Genomic DNA, 19,808 nt, shown 5'->3' on the forward strand with positions numbered 1-19,808 from the left:
CGAGGAATGCGGCCAGCAATCTCGACGCGCTGTGGAACACGCCGAATCCTTGGAGCCAGCAAGGTCGTCCGGAAGACAGGGAAACGTTCGACTGGGCTGGCCAGGAAGTGCAAAAACGCTTCGAGTCGGGGCGATATCAGCCAGAGACGGACGCGCAGCCTTCCGATCATTTTTCCAAGGGCAATCGGATCGCGACGCGTCAGAACGGTAGCTTCAAGGCGGTGAGCAATACGCCGGATGTGTGCAAAACGCCGATGGGCGGTTCAACGCCACCCGTGCCGTATCAGATAGTGGCCGATCTGGGTGGCTCGACCGGCATCGTGCCGAGCGTACGGTTCAACGGCAAGCCAGCCTACGTGCTCGATCAAAGCGTGGTGCCGACCTGCACGGGCGATGAACCGGGGACCGCGAACGGGGTGAAGTCCGGCACGGTTGGCGGTGAGGTCAAACCGACGAAGGGTAGCAGCACGGTAAGAGCTGGCGGACACGCGATCATTCGTGATGGTGATCCGTGCACCATGAATAATGGCAACTGTACGGGAACGTATGTCACAGCGCCATCTGCGGGGAGTTCGATAAACGCCAGCGGGAAGGTTGTTGGAGATGCAAATCCACCGCCCGACAAGGGCGTGATGCATCAGGTTGGCGGGTTCTTCAAGGGGGCCGGGGGCGCACTGTGGGACATGGGGAAAGGCTTGGTCGGCCTGGGTGTGGGCGCGGCCAAATTGTCCTCGGTATCGCAGGCTGCCGAAGGGCTTTCCAATGCAACGGGCCTGTACAACTATCACGGATATTCCGAAACGCAGCAAGCCGTCTCCCAGACCGCGCAGGCGATATATAACCATCCCGGCGCTATCGTTGAAGGCATCACGAAACCGTATACGGAGGCTTGGGCGCAGGGCAACTATGGTGAGGCGCTCGGGCGCGGCGCGATCGACGTTGGTGGCCTGTTCGTCGGTGGCGTCGGTGCGGCCGGAAAGGCTGGCGAAGCAGCAAACGTTGCGGGCGAGGTGGGTGAAGCGGCGAACGCCGCTGGTAAAGCGGGCGAAATCGCAAACACAGCTGGAAAGCTCGGAGAAACCGCTGATGCTGCCGGACAGGCTGGTAAGGCGGCAGAAGCGGGAACTGCGGGCGCGAATGGGGCAGATGCTGCAGAAGCCTTGGCGGATGTCAAGCCGGCAGGAAACGGGGTAAAGATCAAACCCAAACGGCTTCGCGAAAAATACCTTGGCCGAACGCCCGGGAAGAATTCACGGACGGGTAGAGAAGTCCAGGAGCGGCTCGCTGAAGAGGGAAGATTACGCGAAGACCCATTCACGGGGGAGAAAGAGTTTGAATACGACGGTCAATGGTATCCGCTCAAGGACGCTGACATGGCTCACCAGACTGACGCGGTGACATGGTGGAATGACGTTGGCAGACAGTATGGGGCGAAGTCCCCTGAAGTCCGTGATTGGATGCTGGATTCCGACAATTACGATCTCCAACCGTACTGGGTCAACCGATCCCTCGGTGCTAAACTTGGTGAACGTTACTTACCCCCACTTAACTAATGGCTACGAAACTACCAGAGAATCTGACCAAGGAAGTCTACGCACTCGGCGCTGCAGGTCGGGAAGCTTGGAAGCGTGGGGCGCTAGACGAAGCCGAGACTGATTTCCTTAAGGCTTGGAAAGTGTTGCCCGAACCAAAGCGTCAATATGACCTAGCTCCGTCACTTTGCCGGGGTTTTGTCATTTTTTATCGCGACACAAAGCAGTTCGACAAGGCACGACATTGGCTTTCTGAAATGCGCGAAGCATATGGTCCGGGAACCGGGCCGGACTTGACAGTAGGCTTCCTCAGCGGAACCGTTTATTTTGAAGCGGGCGATCTCGACAAGGCTTCTCAGTTCTTTTTACCTCTGTTTGAACAGTACGGAAATAGGCCATTTTCCGGAGAGGACAAAAAATACTTGGAATTCGTGAAGCGAGTATCAAAGGACAAGAAGTGACGACATTACCGGCAAACATTGCTCTCAAGCTGGACGAACTCAGTCAGCTTGGGAACGACTTCCTTGACCAGGGCCGCGCGCCTGAAGCCATAAGCACATGGGAAGAAGCTTTAGAGATTTTGCCGGAGCCTAAAATTAATTGGGAAGCGTCGGAGTGGCTGTATGCATCTATTGGCGATGCGTACTATGAACTCAATAACTATAAGCGTGCGCAGGAAGCGCTGCAGAATGCTCTAAACTGTTCCGGCAGTTCGCCCTCTCCCTTTGTAACCTACCGATTAGGTCAAGTCTTCGTGGAACAAGGACAGACTGAAAGAGGCGTAGAGATGCTCTTGCGGACCTATATGCTGGATGGCGACACAATTTTTGTGGAAGATGGCGGGGAAAAGTACCTGGACCTGATACGGCAATGGAAGTTGATCTGATCGTTCGATCGAAAACAGCAGTGGCCGGTGGCATGACTACAAGTCCTATATCCGCCGAACGAAAATCCATAGGCCGACATGCTCTTTCGGCATTCGGCGGCAAGCCCAAAGTCCAAGAATACATTCACGACGATATGCCGCTCGCCGTTGACGTCCTCTCCGTCGCGGATTCGCCAAACGATGGCGTAGCCTCCTACAGCACGATTGGACTGTTCGAGACTGCGTTAAACAAGAATGAACAGCTTGGCACGCGAGTCGAACTATGCGGAGCGATGCCATTAGAAGTGACCCAGTGGGGCAACGTCCTTGCTTCAGCGTCTTTCGCGTTAATGCGGTCAAAGCGAAGTGTCAAGCCTGGAAGCGTGTTGGAAGGATATGTCGCCGAGTATTATCTGGAGACTTCCGTGCCTCACTTGTATTTGACCGCTCCTTTTCTGTGGAACAACGGGCATTTCCCGGAACTGGTTTTGGATAACGGTACAAAGGTGAACTGGTTACAAGTGATTCCGATCTCAACGGACGAGGTTGAGATTTTGCGCACGCGTGGGGAGTCTGCGTTTGAGGATCTACTTGAAGAATCAGATGTCGATGTCTTTGACCTGAACCGCACGACCCTATAGGGAAATGTGCCGTTAATGGCGACCACCATCGAGCCGATGTGCTGGCCTTCGTGATCGACGTCTTCGCCCGGCGCATTGTTGGCTGGCACGTCAGCAGTTCGATGCGCACGGACTTTGTACTCGATGCATTGGAACAGGCGCTCTGGGCACGCAAACCAGAGCAGGACAGCCGCTTGATCCACCATTCGGACAGGGGATCGCAACGTGTCTATTCGTTATAGCGAGCGCCTGCCAGAGGCCGGCATCGAACCGTCGGTGGGCAGCAGGGGCGACGGCTACAACAACGCCCTGGCAGAGACTATCAATGGGCTTTATAAAGCCGAGCTGATTCATCGACGAGCGCCCTGGAAGACTAAAGAGGCTGTGGAATTCGCAACGCTGGAATCCGGAGGCTAAACGCTTCTACTGCTCCTCCGAGATGCAACGAGACGTCCTCGCGTGCTAAAGCAAGAGTTTGCTTTAGCAAAAGAAGAGCTTGAATTGCGCTGCTTTTCCCACTGTTATTCCGCCCGATCAGTACCGTCAGCCCGCCGAAAGTGATGGTGGTCGGCTCCTTGTAGCTCTTAAAATTCTCAATCGTAAGGGACTGCAGCTTGGCCTTGGCCATGATTAACCTCGATTATGCTTACGAAATCCCGAGCGTTCTGATTCGATAGACCCCGAGCGCTTGAGCGGCAAGTGCAATCGTAGCTCCGGAGCATATCGTTAGCGTCCTGTCGCAGCAAGATAACGCTGCCAAAAGCCGACGAGCCACGGCGCCAAAACGCTCGAAGCTCGCTTGCAGACTCGCGTCATACAACGCACCTAAGACAAACCGCAGGCTGCGACCCATCGGATATTTAACCTATGTAGAAGTCCGCATCGCAGCTCTTACGACCGTGATCATCGTGTGCGGTTGATCTGAATCTGCTGCCTTACAGAGCAAGGATGCGAGGCGGGCGCACATGGAACCCACTCGAATTGATAGTCGATTAGTGAATTGCAAACCAAAAAATCCCGCAGATGATTGATCTACAGGGTTTTTCTAGAATTCTGGCGGAACGGGTGGCAATCACTGCCAACCCTGGACGCCGGTCCCCGTAGCGTAAAGTTCGTGACCGGGCTTGGCCGCACGCGGAACAGGGACGAGGCGGCAATGGCTCAGCAGCCACGATAAACCCGGTAACCAGACGGTAACAGATATGCTATCGGTAACCGAAAAAGAAAAAGGACTTACGGCGTTAGCTCGTAAGTCCTTGTCCCTGCTACGTTTTTCGTGGTCGGAGCGAAAGGATTCGAACCTTCGACCCTCTGATCCCAAATCAGATGCGCTACCAGGCTGCGCTACGCTCCGACAAGAACGAGATGATAGCGTTTTACCGATACCCGCGCAATCGAAACTATCTGGCCTGAGTTGAGCCCGACGCCGTAGCACGTTCGCGGCCTTTGCCGGTCCAAATTGCAAACCGCATGAAAACCGGTGAAAACCTCGCACACCACCAAAGGAGACATTCGATGAACCTCATTCTCTGGCGCCACGCAGAAGCAGAAGACCAGGCAGCGAGCGATCTCGTACGCCAGCTAACGCCGCGCGGCGTCAAGCAGGCTCAGGGAGCGGCGAAGTGGCTGAAGAGCCGGCTAGACGACGATACGGTGTTCCTCGTCAGTCCGGCCACGCGCACGATCCAGACAATGGAAGCGTTTGGCGACCGGTATAGCGTCATGAAGGAGCTGGCGCCGGGCGCCAGCGCCCAGGCCGTGCTCGATGCCGCGCAATGGCCGCGCGGCATTGCGGAGACAGTCGTGGTGGTGGGACATCAGCCGACGCTCGGGCGCGTCGCAGCTTCGCTGATGACCGGCCACGAAGCCGAATGGACCCTGAAGAAAGGCGGTATCTGGTGGTTCCAGCAACGCTCCCGCGCCGGCGACGACCAGGTCGTGCTGCGCGCGGTCACCAGTCCTGATTTACTGTAGCAAAAGACTGCGGCAAGAAACAAAACGCCCCCAAGGCGGCAAAACTGTGGCTTCGCGGTGACGCTTCATTGAATCGTCATGCTCACGCCATGCGAGCGTCATTCGGAATACTTACATTGGCTAACATTATTACGTCAGCCAAATCCACTTGGGGGTTGCCAATGCAGAAATCGACGACGCTCGCCCTATTGGGCACATCGAATGGACTGAGCGGGTCTGGTGGCTCAAACGTTACCGAATTCCGCCGGCGCTTGCCGAATGCAGCAGAGACCGTGGCGGGGCAACATCGGCTGCGCGTATCGTGGGCGCATTCCGAAGCGGAGTTGCGCGAAGCGCAGCGCCTTCGCTACCGCGTGTTCGCCGATGAGATGGGTGCACAACTGAAAGGCCCGGCGGGCCTGGACGTAGATGCATTCGATGCCTTTTGCGATCATTTGCTGGTCCGCGACCTGAACACGTTGAAGGTGGTGGGAACGTATCGTGTGCTGCCTCCTCATCAGGCGGCCCGAGCCGGACGCCTGTATGCCGAGAGCGAATTCGATGTGTCCCGTCTCGCGCATCTGCGCCCGAAGCTGGTGGAACTCGGCCGCTCATGCGTGCATGCGGACTACCGCAGCGGTGGCGTGATCATGTCGTTGTGGGGCGGCCTGGCGGCGTACATGAAACAGAACGGCTATGAAACCATGCTTGGCTGCGCGAGCGTTGCGATGGCTGACGGTGGCCACTACGCCGCGGACCTGTACGAGGGGCTGGAGAAGGAAGCGCTGACGTCGCCGGAATACCGGGCGTTTGCGCATACGCCGTTGCCGGTGCAGGAACTGCGAACGGGTGCCACGGTAGCACCGCCGCCCTTGTTGAAGGGCTATTTGCGTCTGGGGGCGAAAATCTGCGGCGCGCCGGCGTGGGACCCCGATTTCAATACGGCTGACTTCCTGACGTTGCTGCGTATATCGGAGATAGGTGAGCGTTACGCGCGCCACTTCATGGCCGACTGAAGACGCTATCGAGCAATAGAAAAGCGAAAGAGACACAGCGCGCCGGCAATAACGATCAGACCAACACCGCTGGCGCGACAAACTGCGATGCACCGTGACGCCGCATCAACAATGTGCGAAGGACATCCTGTTCAAGCGCAAGCATAAGTTCGAAGTCCGTACTAATTTCGTATCGCGGAATAGTGAGCGAGGAAGGGAGCGAGGCCTGCGCGAAGCCACGCCCCCTTCGGCAATGCTCAAACGCCCGTATAAACCACCCGATACGGCTTGCCGATCTTCTCCCACTCAGCCGCTTCCTGAACGAGGCTGTAGTCGGTAAGCGGATTGAGCGCCACCCAGTCGTTGGGCAAACGCACATCGAATCCGCCGTTGGCCAGAGCGACCTGAATGGCCGGAAGCCCGACATCCGCCCGCCGCCGGCAAAGCAGCGCCGCAAGCCGGAGACAGAACAGCAGGGTCCAGTCGACATCCCGAGCCTGCGAAAGCTTGCCCAACTTCCCGACGTGTCCAAGCACCAGGCCGGCTAACCGGGCCTGATCGGTCCTCGAGAACCCGGGCATATCCGCATGACTCGCGATATACGCAGAATGCTTGTGATAAGCGCTATGCGAGATGGACAGCCCGATCTCGTGCAATGCAGCCGCCCACCCCAGGAACATTTGATTTTCAATCCGCCGTTCGGCATCGACATCGCGGGCTTCCAGCTGTTCATAGAAGCTGATGGCCAGCCCGGCAATTCGGTCCGACTGGTCACCGTCCACCGAATAGCGCCGCTTGAAGCCTTCTACCGTCACCGTGCGCATGTCCTGATGCTGCGTGCGTCCCAACAGGTCATAAAGCACGCCCAGCCGCAACGCGCCATCGGTGGTATCGACGTATTCAATGCCCAATTCCTCGAACACGCCGAGCATGATCGACAAGCCGCCCGCGAGAACCGGAATCCGGTCGGCCTTCAACGCGATCAGCTTCAGCCGGTTCACGTTCTCAGCCTTGATCAGCGCCCTCTTCAGCCGCTCCAGCCCGCCGCGCGAAATGCCGTGAGTGATGCCGGGGTCGTTGAAACCGTTTGCTTCGATCAGCTCGGCCAGCGCCCGCGCCGTACCCGACGACCCGATTGCCTGATCCCAGCCCGTCTGTTTGTATTCGCTCGAGATAATCTCGATTTCGCGCTTGGCGGCGAGTTCGGCTTGCCGCATTGAATAGTCATCGACATTACCGGCGGCAAAAAACTGCCGGCTATGACTCACGCAGCCTATATACAGGCTCTCCATATGAATAGGCGTATAGTGCGAGCCGATAATAAATTCCGTCGATCCCCCACCAATATCCACCACCAGCCGTTTTCCCGCGCTGGCCGGGACCGAATGCGCCGCGCCCGCATAAATCAGGCGCGCTTCTTCCCGCCCGGCAATCACTTCAATGGGAAAACCGAGTGCGTTCTGCGCTTCAGCGAGGAATTCGTCGGCGTTTTTAGCGACGCGCAACGTGTTGGTCGCGACCGCGCGTACGTGATCGGGATGAAAGTCCCGCAGCCTTTCGCCGAACCGCTTCAGTGCGTCCCAACCACGCAGTTGCGAAGCGCGGTCGAGAAATTTGTCCCGTGACAGACCCGCCGCAAGCCGCACGGGTTCACGCAGCGCGTCGACCTGATAGATCGGGCTGCCGGAAGGCGTCTCCTCGACGCGTCCGACGATCAGCCTGAAGCTGTTCGATCCGAGATCTACGGCTGCCAAAAGATGAGGGGGGTTGACCATCGATTTTCCAGGTTCCGTAGGGTTGTGCCCGCTAGCGCCTTACAGACAGCTCCAAGCGGTGCGGGCAGCATTTGAACACGCTGAGCCGCAGCAGCGCGCCAATTTTAAGTCCAAGCGGACGACTGTGCTGGTCTGGCAAATAATCCAATGCAGCAAAGTGCGCCGATGATTCGATTATTAGACGGAACAGGGCGAATCTTGCCAGAATCAACCTTACCGGAGGCCTGCGTTAGATTTATGACACTATGATTTCATAAAAACGTCATCATATTGTGGTGCATTCCGAGCGATCCTTGCACATTCTGTTTTTTTTGACTGCCAATACTATCGATGTCCTTACGCTATCCCCTTCTCAATCGCGAACTGGGCATTCTGGGTTTTAACGAACGTGTATTGTCGCAAGCCGCCGATACCGCCGTTCCGCTGCTCGAACGGCTCCGCTTCATCTGTATTACCAGCAGCAACCTGGACGAATTTTTTGAAGTCCGCATGGCCGGCATGCAGGAACAAATGCGCGACAACCCGGGCTCGCTCTCGCCCGACGGCATGTCGCTGCAACATGTGTACGACCTCGTGGTCGAACGCGCGCACCGGCTGGTCCATCAGCAATACGCCATGCTTCAGAACACCGTGTTTCCCGCACTGGAAAGCGAAGGAATCTACTTTCACGGCGTGGAATCGTGGAGCGAAGCGCAGACAGATTGGGCCCGCGATTATTTCCAGAACGAGTTGCTGCCGGTGCTGACACCAATCGGCCTTGATCCCGCGCATCCGTTTCCACGCGTGCTCAACAAGAGCCTGAATTTCGTGGTCGAGCTGGAAGGCAAGGACGCGTTTGGCCGCCAGGCGATGATGGGCATTGTGCAGGCACCACGTGCACTGCCGCGGCTCGTGCGCATGCCCGAGGCGCTGTCAGGATATCCGCATGGCTTTGTGCTGCTGAGCTCGCTGATGCAGCGTTTTGTCGACGCGCTGTTTCCGCATCTGGTCGTGCGCAGTTGCAACCAGTTTCGCATCACCCGCAACAGCGAATTGTTCGTCGATGAAGACGAAATCACCAACTTGCGCGTGGCGCTGCAGGGCGAACTGCCCGCGCGGCACCTGGGTAACGCGGTGCGCCTGGAAGTATCGGCGGAGACGCCGCCGCACATGATCCGGCGCCTGCTTGACGAGAGCGAACTGAACGACCGCGATTGTTATCGCGTGGACGGGCCGGTCAATCTCGTGCGCCTGATGCAGTTGCCCGAGATGGTCGACCGGCCGGACCTGAAGTTCGTGCCGCATATTCCGGCGGTGCCGAAGGCTATTGCTGCTGCATCGAATATGTTCGATGCCATCGATCAGGGCGACATCCTCCTTCACCATCCGTACGAGAGTTTTCAACCGGTGCTCGAGTTGCTGCTGCAGGCAGCCAAGGACCCGCAAGTGGTCGCGATCAAGCAGACGATCTATCGGACCGGCACCGACTCGCCGCTGATGGACGCGCTGATGCAAGCCGCGCGCAACGGCAAGGAAGTCACCGTGGTGGTGGAGCTGCTCGCGCGCTTTGACGAAGAGACGAATATCAACTGGGCGTCGCAGCTCGAGGCCGTCGGTGCTCACGTGGTGTACGGCGTGGTCGGCCATAAATGCCACGCGAAAATGATGCTGATCGTGCGGCGGGTTTCGAAGAACGGCAAGATGATGCTCAGGCGTTATGTGCACCTGGGCACGGGTAACTATCACCCGCGTACCGCGCGGCTTTATACCGATTTCGCGGTAATGACGTCGGATCAGGAAGTCTGTGAAGACGTGCATCACGTGTTTCAGCAACTCACCGGTATTGGTGGTGAGCTGCGCCTGCATCAGCTCTGGCAAGCACCTTTTACACTGTGCCCGAATCTGATCGAAGCCATTCGTGCTGAAGCCGACAATGCGCGGGCAGGAAAGAAAGCCCGAATTGTTGCCAAGATGAACGCGTTGCTCGAACCGACCGTCATCATCGCGTTGTATGAGGCGTCGCAGGCGGGCGTGAAAATCGACCTGATCGTGCGTGGCGTCTGCGCGCTGAAACCCGGTGTGGAAGACCTGTCCGAGAACATCACGGTGCGCTCCATCGTCGGACGTTTTCTCGAACATCACCGCATCTTTTATTTTTATGCGGGCGGAGAAGAGAAGGTGTACTTATCGAGCGCGGACTGGATGGACCGCAACTTCTTCCGGCGCGTGGAAGTGGCGTTTCCGGTGAATGACCGGCGTCTGAAACGGCGCGTGATTGCCGAAGGACTGTCAGTGTTTCTCGGTGATAACCGGTCGGCATGGCTCATGCAAAGCGACGGGCATTACAAGCGGCGGCGCCCGGGCAAGTCGACGCGCAATGCGCAACTGGGTCTGCTCGCGAAGTTCTGCTCTTGATGTCTCGACGGCTTGAGGATGCGCTGTTTCCAGGCACTTCAAGCTGCTTTACATCCTGCTCCACATTCCGCTTCAGATCGCCTCATCAAGCGGCGATCGACTTTCTCAACACCGTACGGGCGGCCGAAAACCTGACCGAGAAGGTACTTCCCCGCCCTTCCTCGCTCTTGACTTCAAGGTCGGCCAGATGCCGTTGCAATACATGCTTCACGATCGCGAGCCCAAGGCCCGTGCCGCCGGTATCGCGCGAGCGGCTTCTGTCCACACGATAAAACCGCTCGGTCAGACGCGGAATATGTTCCGCCGGAATGCCGAGCCCGCTATCGCGCACTGAAAACACCGCCCGGTCGCGAATGCGCTGCCAGGATACGTCGATGGTGCCGCCATCCGGCGTATAGCGAATCGCATTCGTCACCAGATTCGCGAGCGCACTGACAATCTCCGTTTCCGAACCGGACACCGTCAACGCTTCATCAGCATCGAACGTAATTTTATGTCGGCCATTCGAAAGATTGTCGGCGTCCTCTTCAAGATGGCGCAGCACCGCGCGCATATCGAGAACGTCGTCGCTGGGTGGTTTGACATCGCCTTCCAGATTCGCGAGCACGAGCAGATCGCGAACGATGTTCTGCATCCGCGACGACTGCTGTTCCATCATCTCCAGATAACGCGCGCGGTCAGACTCATTCAGCGGCAACTCGCGCATGGTTTCAAGAAAGCCCGACAGCACGGTCAACGGCGTCTTCAACTCGTGCGAAACGTTCGCGACAAAATCGCGGCGCATGGAATCGGTTCTTTCCAGTTCCGTTATGTCCTGGGTCAGAATCAGTTTCCGGTTTTCACCGTAGGGGAATATTTGCACCGACAACACATGCTGCCGGTTCAGCCCCATTCCGCGCATCACCAGCACCGACTCGTAATGTTGTGAAGCGAGATAACGAACGAAGTCCGGCTGACGCACAAGATGCGTGATGTGCTGGCGCAGATCGCGTTTGGCGTCCAGCCCGAAATGGGTTTCAGCAATGGCGTTGCACCACTCTATCTGGTCGCTGTCATCGAGCATGGCCACCCCATTCGGCGACGCCTGGATGCCCTGGATAAACCGTGAATGCTGTTGCTCGACCTGACGCACCTGCGCATGCCAGCGTTTTGCAAGCTTATGCAGCCGATAGTAAATCTCGCCCCACACGCCCGGCGCGCTCGGCACTTCGCCATACACGGGTGCGTCGAGCAAACGCCAGAGGCGTTGCGTATGAAAGGTAGTGAAAAAAGTTTGCAGGACCAGCATGAAGACTGCAAAACAGAGCGCGACGCGCACTCCGAACAGCGCGCCGACGATCCCGCTCAATACCGCGAGCAACGCGAGGGACACGAGGGAACGCGTCCAGATGATATTCATGAATTAGCGGATCGAGATTATTGCCACGTGACCACGATTGGTCTCGGGCTTCATTCACTCTTATCAAGCACTCTTGGCTAGCCGGTACCCACTGCCACGAACCGTTTCAATCATAGCATCACAACCCGCAGGCTTTAATGCTGCGCGCAGACGCTTGATATGCACGTCCACCGTCCGCTCTTCCACAAATACATGATCGCCCCACACCTGATCCAGCAATTGCGTGCGGCTATGCACGCGTTCAGGGTGTGTCATGAAAAAATGCAGCAAACGGAACTCGGTCGGTCCGAGATCGAGCTTGATATCGTCGACATGGCCGTTCGAATGCGCCGCCACCCTATGGGTTGCCGGATCGAGACGCAGGCCATTGATAGCGACCACGTCTTCGGTCAGTTGCGGCGCGCGCCGGCGCAATACTGCCTTGATCCGCGCCATCAGCTCCTTGGGCGAGAACGGCTTCGTCACATAGTCGTCCGCACCAATTTCAAGGCCGAGCACCTTGTCCTGCTCGTCGCCACGGGCGGTGAGCATGATGATCGGAATATGTTTCGTGCGTTCATTGCCCCGTAATTCCCGCGCAAAGGCGATGCCGGATTTACCCGGCAGCATCCAGTCGAGAAGCACCAGGTCGGGCAAGACGTCGCTGATCAGGTTTTGCGCCTGTTCCGCGTTATAAGCACGAATGGGGCAATGGCCCGCGTGTTGCAGATTCACCGAAATCAATTCGGAGATCGCGGGTTCGTCTTCTATAACGAGAATGCTGCTGGGCATCGGCACCTCTGTAACCTTCTTCGCGTAAGTTAAATAACCAACATCTGGATCACAAAAGAATCAGCTCAGTGCTTCACGTTCGAGTTGATCGCGCGACACATGACGGACATCCGTTCCCTTCACAATGTAAATAATGAATTCGGCAATGTTCTTCGCGTGATCGCCAATCCGTTCGACCGCCTTGGCGATGAACAGGTAGTCGAGACCTGCTGAAATCATGCGCGGGTCTTCCATCATGTACGTGACCAGCTTGCGCACGAACGCACGGAATTCTTCGTCAATGGCTTTGTCGTCGCGAACAATTTGCGCGGCGGCAACCGTATCCAGGCGCGCGAATGCATCTAGCGCGCGGCGCAGGATAGTGACCGCCATTTCGCCGGACAACTTGATTTCCGCGATGTTGACGTTACGCCCCATGCCATCTTCGTTGATGCGCTTCACACGCTTGGCGATCTTTTCGGCTTCATCGCCGGCGCGCTCGAGATTCGTGATCGTTTTCGAGATTGCCATCAACAAACGCAGGTCACGCGCGGCGGGCTGACGGCGCGCGATGATGTTGCTGCATTCCTCGTCGATCTCGACTTCCATGGTGTTGAGGCGCGTCTCGGCTTGAATCACGGCCTCGACAATATCCATGTCGAACGTATTGAGCGCCTGCATGGCATTGATGATCTGGGACTCGACCAGACCGCCCATTTCCAGCACCTTCGACGACACCGCATTCAGATCGGCGTCGAACTGGCTCGACAAATGTTTATCGGACATATGTGCTCCTGAAGTCCTTTTTTAGCCTGTATGACCTGGCGACAGGCTCAGCCCGCGCCACTCAACCAAACCGGCCAGTAATATAGTCTTCCGTTTCCTTGCGGGACGGCTTGATGAAGATCTTTTCCGTATCGCCGAATTCAATCAATTCGCCCAGATACATATAAGCAGTGTAGTCCGAACAACGCGCCGCCTGCTGCATGTTGTGCGTGACGATCACCACCGTGTAATCGTCCTTCAGTTCGGCGATCAATTCTTCAATGCGACCCGTCGAAATCGGGTCGAGCGCGGAACACGGTTCGTCGAGCAGCAGCACTTCCGGGCGAATTGCAATGCCGCGTGCAATGCACAGGCGCTGCTGTTGTCCGCCCGACAGGCCATAGCCGCTTTGCTGCAGCTTGTCCTTTACTTCGTTCCAGAGTGCTGCTTTCGTCAGCGCCCATTCCACGCGGTCGTCCATCTCCGAGCGCGACAGTTGCTCGAACATCTTTACGCCGAATGCAATGTTGTCGTAGATCGACATCGGGAACGGCGTCGGCTTCTGGAACACCATGCCCACGCGCGCGCGCAGCAGCGAGATATCGCGGCGGGTATCGAGCAGGTTGTTGCCGTCCATCAGGATCTCGCCTTCCGCGCGTTGCTCCGGATACAGCGCGTACATCTTGTTGAACGTGCGCAGCAGCGTGGACTTGCCACATCCCGACGGACCGATGAACGCCGTCACCTTATGTTCAGGAATCCGCAGGTTAATGTTCTTCAGCGCATGAAACTTGCTGTAGAAGAAGTTGAGGTTGTTCACCTCGATCTTCGGTTTCATGGAGCCGGCCGGCGGCGCGTGATGGGTCGGCTTGAAGCTGCCGGGCGCGGCACCGCGCTCGACCGGGGAGGTGTCACCGCCGGCGGCCGGATTAGCGCTCCGGGCGCTCACATCGCTTGCGACTGTGTTCATGGAATGATTCCGCCTTATTTTTTCGAGAAGATCGTGCGTGCAAGGATGTTCAGGCCGAGCACGCCCAGCGTGATCAGGAACACGCCAGCCCACGCGAGCGCTTGCCATTGTGGGAACGGGCTCATCGCGAACTTGTAGATCGTGACGGGCAGGTTGGCCACCGGTTGATTCATGTCCCACGAGAAGAACTGGTTGGACAGCGCCGTGAAGAGCAGCGGCGCGGTTTCGCCGGTGATACGTGCAATAGCCAGCAGGACGCCCGTTACGATGCCGCTGACCGACGCCTTCAGCGTGATCGAGACAATCATCTTCCACTTCGGTGTGCCGAGTGCGAAAGCTGCTTCACGCAGCGCGTTCGGCACCAGCCGCAGCATGTTCTCGGTCGTGCGGATCACAATGGGGATCTGCAGCAACGCAAGCGCGATCACGCCGGCCCAGCCGCTGAAGCGCCCCATTTGCGCGACCACCAGCGCATACACGAACAAGCCGATCACGATCGACGGCGCCGACAACAAGATGTCGTTGATGAAACGCGTCACACTTGCGAGCCAGCGCTTGTCGCCGTATTCGGCGAGATACACGCCCGCAAGAATCCCGAGCGGCGTCCCAACGAACGTGGCAAGCAGCACAAGCATCAAGCTGCCGACAATCGCGTTCAGCAAACCACCGCCATCGGTATTGGGCGGGGGGGTGTTCTGCGTGAACAGGTCGATCGACAAACCGCCAATGCCCAGCTTGACCGTGGTGAACAGAATCCACACGAGCCACAACAAGCCGAACGCCATCGCAGCCAGCGACAACACCAACGCGACCACGTTCTTGCCGCGGCGGCGGCGCTGCAACTTGATGCGCGTGGCTTCTTCCCGTTCCGGATTGCCGGAGCCGGGGAATTGAGTCATGGGCTGGTTCACTTGCCACCCTCCCCTTTTTCAAGGCGCAGCAGCATGAGTTTGGAGAGCGAAAGCACGATGAACGTAATCAGGAACAGGATCAGGCCGAGCTCCATGAGCGCCGACGTGTGCAGGCCCGGACTCGCTTCGGCGAATTCGTTGGCGAGCGCCGAGGTAATGCTGTTGCCCGGAGAAAACAGCGAGACGTTGTCGAGCAGGTTGGTATTGCCGATCACGAACGTCACCGCCATCGTTTCGCCGAGTGCGCGGCCGAGGCCAAGCATCACGCCGCCGATAACACCGGTTCGTGTGAACGGCAGCACGATCTTCCACATCACTTCCCAGGTCGTGCAGCCAATGCCGTACGCCGATTCCTTCAGCAAGACCGGCGTGACTTCGAACACGTCACGCATCACGGCCGCGATGTACGGGATGATCATGATCGCCAGGATCACGCCGGCGCACAGGATGCCGATACCGATAGGTGGCCCCTGGAAAAAGCGGCCGATCAACCAGACATTGCCGAGCAGGCTGCCCAGCGGTTTTTCGAAATACGTCGCGAAAATGGGCGAGAAGACCAGCAGGCCCCACATGCCATAGACAATCGACGGAATGGCTGCGAGCAGTTCAATTGCCACGCCGAGCGGCCGGCGCAGCCACGCGGGCGCGAGTTCGGTCAGGAACAGCGCAATGCCGAAGCTCACCGGCACGGCAATGATCAGCGCGATGATGGACGTTGCGATGGTGCCGTAGATAGGAACGAGCGCGCCGAAACTATCGGCCTGCGGATCCCACTCGGCGCGCCACAGGAAACTGAGGCCGAATTTTTCAAGCGTAGGCAGCGAAGCTACCACCAGCGACACAATAATGCCGCCCAGCAACAGCAGCGTGACGACAGCGGAAAGCCGTGTCAGCCCACCGAAAACGATATCACCGACACGGCTCGGAGCGCGTTGAGCGCGACTGGCAGGCGGAGTCGATGCGAGGTTGATGTCCGACATGGGAACCTTCGGAAGGGCCGCGCGGCGGATGCCGCGCGGCTATACAGGCCAAGAAGCCAGATGCTTGTTGCTTGCCGCGTGCTAAATGCGGCTTACTGCGCGACTGCCTTGCCCGAAGCGTCCTTCACCTTTGCCTTCCACTGCGTTTCGATTTCGGCGACCACCGAATCAGGCAGCGGAATGTAGTCGAGTTCGTTCGCTGCTTGCGTGCCGTTCTTGAACGCCCAGCCGAAGAACTTCAGCGTTTCCGCGCCTTGCGCTTCCTTGTCCTGCGTCGTGTGCAGCAGCACGAAGGTTGCGCCCACGATCGGCCATGCGTCCTTGCCCGGCTCGTCCGTCAGGATCTGGTAGAACGACTTCGACCAGTCTGCGCCCGCTGCCGCTGCCTTGAACGTTTCCGTCTTCGGCTCGACCACTGCGCCCGACGAATTCTTCATGTCGACGTAGGTCATCTTGTTTTGCTTAGCGTACGCCCATTCCACGTAACCGATGGCACCCGGCAGACGCTGAACGAACGCGGCGACGCCGTCGTTACCCTTGCCGCCCGTGCCCGTCGGCCAGTTGACCGTCGAACCTTCGCCCACCTTGCTCTTCCATTCCGGGTTCACCTTGGACAAATAGTTCGTCCAGATGAAGCTCGTGCCCGAACCGTCAGCGCGGCGCACGACAGCAATGTCCGTATCCGGCAGCTTCACCTTCGGATTCAGCGCGACGATAGCCGGGTCGTTCCACTTCTTGATCTTGCCGAGGTAGATGTCGCCGAGAACTTCACCCGACAGCGTCATCTCGCCCGCCTTGATGCCCGGCACGTTGATCGCCGGAACTACGCCACCAACCACTGTCGGAAACTGGAAAAGCCCCTGCTTTGCCAGTTCGTCGTCCTTCAGCGGTGCGTCCGAGCCAGCGAAATCCACCGTCTTCGCGATGATTTGCTTGATGCCGCCCGAGGAACCGATACCTTGGTAGTTAACCTTGCCGCCGCCCGACTTCTGGTACGTATCGGCCCATTTCGTGTAAATCGGTGCAGCGAAGGTACTACCCGCGCCGGTGATGTCCGCAGCTTGAGCCGACATCGCAAACATTGCGCCGACGATGCCTGCGAGCGCGGTGTGCATCAATTTCATGTGATCTCCAGGGTTGTGAGCAAGTGGCTCGACACCGCGAAGGATAGGGGCTCAATGTGACAGTTCGATGACTATTGATGAAACCAGCGTGACAACTAGCTTACGATAACGAAAGTTTATGGTGTGATGATTTGGCCGCAGAGCCTTGACGGCAAAGCCATGGAGGCGATTTAGCCATGTTTCTTTCAATTATTTCCTGGCTTAACAAAGCCTTGTAATGCCGCGACCTGGATGGTGCAATTTTTTTGAGGATGATCGTTCTTTTTAAATACTCCAATACTTGAGATTGACGGCGGCCAAGGCTCTCATGCGCTCTCATGTGATAACGCCACGGCGCAAACCGTGGCGTTATTAGTCCCGGCGCCTTCGCCATGCTCAGGTTGTCGCGTCCTTCACGACCTTCGCAATACTTTCCGCGTACGCGACCGCGTCCGCTTCCGACGCCGCCTCCACCATCACGCGCAACACGGGCTCCGTGCCCGACGCGCGAATCAACACCCGGCCATGCGATTCCAGCGCGACCTCGGCTTCCGCAATCGCCCGCTTGATGGCGTTGCTGCTCTTCCAGTCGGCGTCCGGACTCATCCGCACGTTGATCAGCTTCTGCGGGAATAACGTCACGCCCTCAAGCAGGTCGGCAAGCGCCTTGCCGCCGCGCTTGATTGCCGCAAGCACGAGCAGTGCCGAAACAATGCCATCGCCCGTGGAATGCCGGTCAAGCGACAGGATATGTCCCGACCCCTCAGCACCCAGTATCCAGTTGTTCTCGCGCAGCTTCTCGAGCACGTAGCGGTCGCCCACGGCCGCGCGCACGAACTGCACGCCCGCCTGCTTCAGCGCAACCTCCACCGCCATGTTCGTCATCAGCGTGCCGACCGCGCCGTCCACATGCCCGTCCGTCGCAATGCGATCCTTCACGAGCACGTACAGCAGCTCGTCGCCGTTGTAGAGCCGGCCCGAGGCATCGACGACCTGCAGGCGGTCCGCATCGCCATCCAGCGCAATGCCGATATCGGCACGATGCTCTTTCACCGCACGCACGAGCGCGTCGGGCGCGGTGGCGCCAAAACCGTCGTTGATGTTGAAGCCGTTCGGCGACACGCCGATCGTCACCACTTCCGCACCAAGCTCGTGGAATACCTGCGGCGCGACGTCGTACGCCGCGCCGTGAGCGCAGTCGACCACCAGCTTGAGACCATGCAGGTCGAAACTGGCCGGGAAGGTACTCTTGCAGAATTCGATGTAGCGTCCGCGTGCATCGTCCAGCCGGCGCGCCTTGCCCAGCAGTTCGGACGGCGCACAGGACATGGGTTCGTCAAGTTGCGCTTCAATCTGTAACTCGACCTCGTCCGGGAGCTTGTTGCCATCGGCGGAGAAAAACTTGATGCCGTTGTCGTAGTACGGGTTGTGCGACGCGCTGATCACCACGCCCGCCGCCAGGCGCAATGCCCGCGTCAGGTAGGCAACGCCCGGTGTCGGCATAGGCCCGGCCAGCATCACGTCAACGCCCGCCGCCGAAAAGCCCGACTCCAGTGCCGCTTCCAGCATGTACCCCGACACCCGTGTGTCCTTCCCAATCAGCACGGTCGGGCGGCTGCCGCGCTGCGCCCACCGGTCCGCTCCCGCCAGCACTTTCCCTGCTGCATAACCCAGCCGCAACACAAAATCAGGCGTGATCGGCGCATCACCGACCTTGCCTCGAATGCCATCCGTTCCAAAATATCGACGTGCCATTGTTTCGCTTTTATCCTTGCGCAAAAATTAAGCGCGAACTATGAATTCCAACACTCGCGATGCGTTCGCGAAGTCTATGTTGTCAAAACAGGATAGGCGGCGGCACGCACCGCCTGCCATACCTTCAAAGCATCCGACGTAGCGGCGACGTCGTGCACACGCACAATCGCCGCGCCTCGCTCAGCCGCGCACACCGCCGCTGCCACGCTCGCCGCCACGCGCTCGACCGGCTGCGTTCGCCCGGTCACGGCGCCAAGCATCGACTTGCGTGACATTCCGGCCAACAACGGGGCACGCGAATTCGCGGGCTGCGTCTCCGCGAAATGCGCCAGCAAGGCGTAATTATGATCGATCACGGATTTGCCGAACCCAAAGCCGGGATCGAGGCAGATCCGCTCTGCGCTTATTCCCGCGCTCGTCAGCGTGCGGAGCCGTTCCTCGAAAAATTCCCGCACCTCCGTCACAACGTCGCGATACACAGGTTCATGCATCTGCATGGTTTGTGGCTCGCCGAGCATGTGCATCACGCAGATCCCGCACGCGCTGTTCCCGACCGCATCGAGTGCGCCTTCACGACGCAGGCCCCAGATGTCGTTGATCATGTCCGCGCCTGCGTTCAGCGCCGCGCGCATGACCGCGGGTTTGTAGGTATCGATGGAAAGCGGTACCCCCGCCGAGTGCAACGCTTCGATCACGGGGATCACGCGTTCAAGCTCCTCGTCGAGCGGTACAGGCGGCGCGCCCGGGCGGGTCGACTCACCGCCAATGTCAATCATGTCGGCGCCGTCACGGATCATCCCGGCGGCTTGTGCGAGCGCCGCCTCACGTGCGACAAAACGACCGCCATCGGAGAACGAATCCGGCGTGACGTTGAGAATGCCCATGATCAGCGGGCGCTCGAAGGTCAGCGTGAACCGGCCGCATTGAAGCGGTTGAGCCGCAGCGTGAGAGTTGTTCGGCAAAGGCGAAGACAGCATAGTGGTCCAGCGGGACTGATGAATTAGCTATGTTTTGACGCCGATCGGTCGGCCATTCGAATCG

18 protein-coding genes, 1 tRNA gene and 1 pseudogene are annotated in these 19,808 nt (G+C 58.4%); 8 read left to right on the top strand and 12 right to left on the bottom strand.

The window, feature by feature from the left end; genetic code table 11:
• The first annotated feature begins 107 nt into the window (after positions 1–107).
• From AWB69_RS09475 to AWB69_RS09495, 5 genes and pseudogenes are all read left to right on the top strand, one after another.
• Positions 108–1,553: a PAAR-like domain-containing protein gene (locus tag AWB69_RS09475; protein WP_231937044.1), complete on the top strand. Its 1,446-nt coding sequence runs from the start codon at positions 108–110 to the stop codon at positions 1,551–1,553.
• On the top strand, positions 1,553–1,993 hold the full coding sequence (locus AWB69_RS09480) for a hypothetical protein (RefSeq protein ID WP_047896094.1): 441 nt from the start codon (positions 1,553–1,555) through the stop codon (positions 1,991–1,993). The genes AWB69_RS09475 and AWB69_RS09480 overlap by 1 nt, the downstream gene beginning before the upstream one ends.
• Entirely contained in the window at positions 1,990–2,418 is a 429-nt protein-coding gene (locus tag AWB69_RS09485; RefSeq protein WP_062084639.1) for a tetratricopeptide repeat protein, read from the top strand. The genes AWB69_RS09480 and AWB69_RS09485 overlap by 4 nt, the downstream gene beginning before the upstream one ends.
• Complete coding sequence (locus AWB69_RS09490) at positions 2,403–3,038, top strand: suppressor of fused domain protein (RefSeq protein WP_231937045.1); 636 nt, start codon at positions 2,403–2,405, stop codon at positions 3,036–3,038. Before AWB69_RS09485 ends, AWB69_RS09490 begins: the two co-directional genes overlap by 16 nt.
• 41 nt (positions 3,039–3,079) lie before the next feature.
• Positions 3,080–3,422: pseudogene (locus AWB69_RS09495) on the top strand (DDE-type integrase/transposase/recombinase); the annotation flags it as partial.
• Here AWB69_RS09495 and AWB69_RS45630 read toward each other — a convergent pair.
• Both AWB69_RS45630 and AWB69_RS09500 read right to left on the bottom strand, forming a co-directional pair.
• Entirely contained in the window at positions 3,391–3,645 is a 255-nt protein-coding gene (locus AWB69_RS45630; RefSeq protein WP_075643886.1) for an AAA family ATPase, read from the bottom strand. The pseudogene AWB69_RS09495 and the gene AWB69_RS45630 sit on opposite strands and share 32 nt — an antisense overlap.
• Before the next feature lie 649 nt (positions 3,646–4,294).
• A tRNA-Pro gene (locus tag AWB69_RS09500) sits at positions 4,295–4,371 on the bottom strand.
• 161 nt (positions 4,372–4,532) lie between these two features.
• Here AWB69_RS09500 and sixA point away from each other — a divergent pair.
• Complete coding sequence (sixA, locus tag AWB69_RS09505; protein WP_062084640.1) at positions 4,533–4,991, top strand: phosphohistidine phosphatase SixA; 459 nt, start codon at positions 4,533–4,535, stop codon at positions 4,989–4,991.
• A 161-nt stretch (positions 4,992–5,152) separates the two neighbouring features.
• On the top strand, positions 5,153–5,986 hold the full coding sequence (locus tag AWB69_RS09510; RefSeq protein ID WP_082913323.1) for a GNAT family N-acetyltransferase: 834 nt from the start codon (positions 5,153–5,155) through the stop codon (positions 5,984–5,986).
• A gap of 236 nt (positions 5,987–6,222) precedes the next feature.
• Here AWB69_RS09510 and ppx read toward each other — a convergent pair whose 3' ends face one another.
• The gene (gene ppx, locus AWB69_RS09515; protein WP_062084641.1) at positions 6,223–7,740 is read right to left on the bottom strand and encodes an exopolyphosphatase; all 1,518 of its coding nucleotides are present in this window, start codon (positions 7,738–7,740) and stop codon (positions 6,223–6,225) included.
• Positions 7,741–8,070: 330 nt separating this feature from the next.
• Between ppx and ppk1 the strand changes: the two genes are divergently transcribed.
• The gene (gene ppk1, locus AWB69_RS09520) at positions 8,071–10,134 is read left to right on the top strand and encodes a polyphosphate kinase 1 (protein ID WP_062084642.1); all 2,064 of its coding nucleotides are present in this window, start codon (positions 8,071–8,073) and stop codon (positions 10,132–10,134) included.
• 85 nt (positions 10,135–10,219) lie between these two features.
• Here ppk1 and phoR read toward each other — a convergent pair whose 3' ends face one another.
• The 9 genes from phoR to folP form a co-directional block, all read right to left on the bottom strand.
• A complete protein-coding gene (gene phoR / locus AWB69_RS09525; protein WP_062084643.1) occupies positions 10,220–11,533 on the bottom strand; it encodes a phosphate regulon sensor histidine kinase PhoR in 1,314 nt (437 codons plus the stop codon).
• 63 nt (positions 11,534–11,596) lie between these two features.
• Positions 11,597–12,304 (bottom strand): phosphate regulon transcriptional regulator PhoB, encoded by a 708-nt coding sequence (phoB, locus tag AWB69_RS09530; protein WP_062084644.1) that lies wholly within the window; start codon positions 12,302–12,304, stop codon positions 11,597–11,599.
• 60 nt (positions 12,305–12,364) lie between these two features.
• On the bottom strand, positions 12,365–13,069 hold the full coding sequence (gene phoU, locus AWB69_RS09535; protein ID WP_050382498.1) for a phosphate signaling complex protein PhoU: 705 nt from the start codon (positions 13,067–13,069) through the stop codon (positions 12,365–12,367).
• A gap of 61 nt (positions 13,070–13,130) precedes the next feature.
• Positions 13,131–13,886, bottom strand: coding sequence for a phosphate ABC transporter ATP-binding protein PstB (gene pstB / locus AWB69_RS09540; RefSeq protein WP_197500204.1), 756 nt, complete (start codon positions 13,884–13,886; stop codon positions 13,131–13,133).
• Positions 13,887–14,032: 146 nt separating this feature from the next.
• On the bottom strand, positions 14,033–14,917 hold the full coding sequence (gene pstA / locus AWB69_RS09545) for a phosphate ABC transporter permease PstA (RefSeq protein WP_156528788.1): 885 nt from the start codon (positions 14,915–14,917) through the stop codon (positions 14,033–14,035).
• 8 nt (positions 14,918–14,925) lie between these two features.
• The gene (gene pstC / locus AWB69_RS09550; protein WP_062084646.1) at positions 14,926–15,909 is read right to left on the bottom strand and encodes a phosphate ABC transporter permease PstC; all 984 of its coding nucleotides are present in this window, start codon (positions 15,907–15,909) and stop codon (positions 14,926–14,928) included.
• A gap of 92 nt (positions 15,910–16,001) precedes the next feature.
• Complete coding sequence (pstS, locus tag AWB69_RS09555; protein ID WP_062084647.1) at positions 16,002–17,033, bottom strand: phosphate ABC transporter substrate-binding protein PstS; 1,032 nt, start codon at positions 17,031–17,033, stop codon at positions 16,002–16,004.
• A 375-nt stretch (positions 17,034–17,408) separates the two neighbouring features.
• Positions 17,409–18,767 (bottom strand): phosphoglucosamine mutase, encoded by a 1,359-nt coding sequence (gene glmM / locus AWB69_RS09560; protein ID WP_062084648.1) that lies wholly within the window; start codon positions 18,765–18,767, stop codon positions 17,409–17,411.
• Positions 18,768–18,841: 74 nt separating this feature from the next.
• Complete coding sequence (folP, locus tag AWB69_RS09565) at positions 18,842–19,744, bottom strand: dihydropteroate synthase (RefSeq protein WP_062084649.1); 903 nt, start codon at positions 19,742–19,744, stop codon at positions 18,842–18,844.
• Positions 19,745–19,808 lie beyond the last annotated feature (64 nt).

Source organism: Caballeronia udeis (genome assembly GCF_001544555.2).
GTDB lineage: Bacteria > Pseudomonadota > Gammaproteobacteria > Burkholderiales > Burkholderiaceae > Caballeronia > Caballeronia udeis.

Coding starts and splice junctions, on each gene's coding strand:
- AWB69_RS09480 (WP_047896094.1), top strand. CDS start 1,553: ATGGCTACGAAACTACCAGAGAATCTGACCAAGGAAGTCTACGCACTC.
- AWB69_RS09490 (WP_231937045.1), top strand. CDS start 2,403: ATGGAAGTTGATCTGATCGTTCGATCGAAAACAGCAGTGGCCGGTGGC.
- AWB69_RS45630 (WP_075643886.1), bottom strand. CDS start 3,645: ATGGCCAAGGCCAAGCTGCAGTCCCTTACGATTGAGAATTTTAAGAGC.
- sixA (WP_062084640.1), top strand. CDS start 4,533: ATGAACCTCATTCTCTGGCGCCACGCAGAAGCAGAAGACCAGGCAGCG.
- AWB69_RS09510 (WP_082913323.1), top strand. CDS start 5,153: ATGCAGAAATCGACGACGCTCGCCCTATTGGGCACATCGAATGGACTG.
- ppx (WP_062084641.1), bottom strand. CDS start 7,740: ATGGTCAACCCCCCTCATCTTTTGGCAGCCGTAGATCTCGGATCGAAC.
- ppk1 (WP_062084642.1), top strand. CDS start 8,071: ATGTCCTTACGCTATCCCCTTCTCAATCGCGAACTGGGCATTCTGGGT.
- phoR (WP_062084643.1), bottom strand. CDS start 11,533: ATGAATATCATCTGGACGCGTTCCCTCGTGTCCCTCGCGTTGCTCGCG.
- phoB (WP_062084644.1), bottom strand. CDS start 12,304: ATGCCCAGCAGCATTCTCGTTATAGAAGACGAACCCGCGATCTCCGAA.
- phoU (WP_050382498.1), bottom strand. CDS start 13,069: ATGTCCGATAAACATTTGTCGAGCCAGTTCGACGCCGATCTGAATGCG.
- pstB (WP_197500204.1), bottom strand. CDS start 13,886: ATGAAACCGAAGATCGAGGTGAACAACCTCAACTTCTTCTACAGCAAG.
- pstA (WP_156528788.1), bottom strand. CDS start 14,917: ATGACTCAATTCCCCGGCTCCGGCAATCCGGAACGGGAAGAAGCCACG.
- pstC (WP_062084646.1), bottom strand. CDS start 15,909: ATGTCGGACATCAACCTCGCATCGACTCCGCCTGCCAGTCGCGCTCAA.
- pstS (WP_062084647.1), bottom strand. CDS start 17,033: ATGAAATTGATGCACACCGCGCTCGCAGGCATCGTCGGCGCAATGTTT.
- glmM (WP_062084648.1), bottom strand. CDS start 18,767: ATGGCACGTCGATATTTTGGAACGGATGGCATTCGAGGCAAGGTCGGT.
- folP (WP_062084649.1), bottom strand. CDS start 19,744: ATGCTGTCTTCGCCTTTGCCGAACAACTCTCACGCTGCGGCTCAACCG.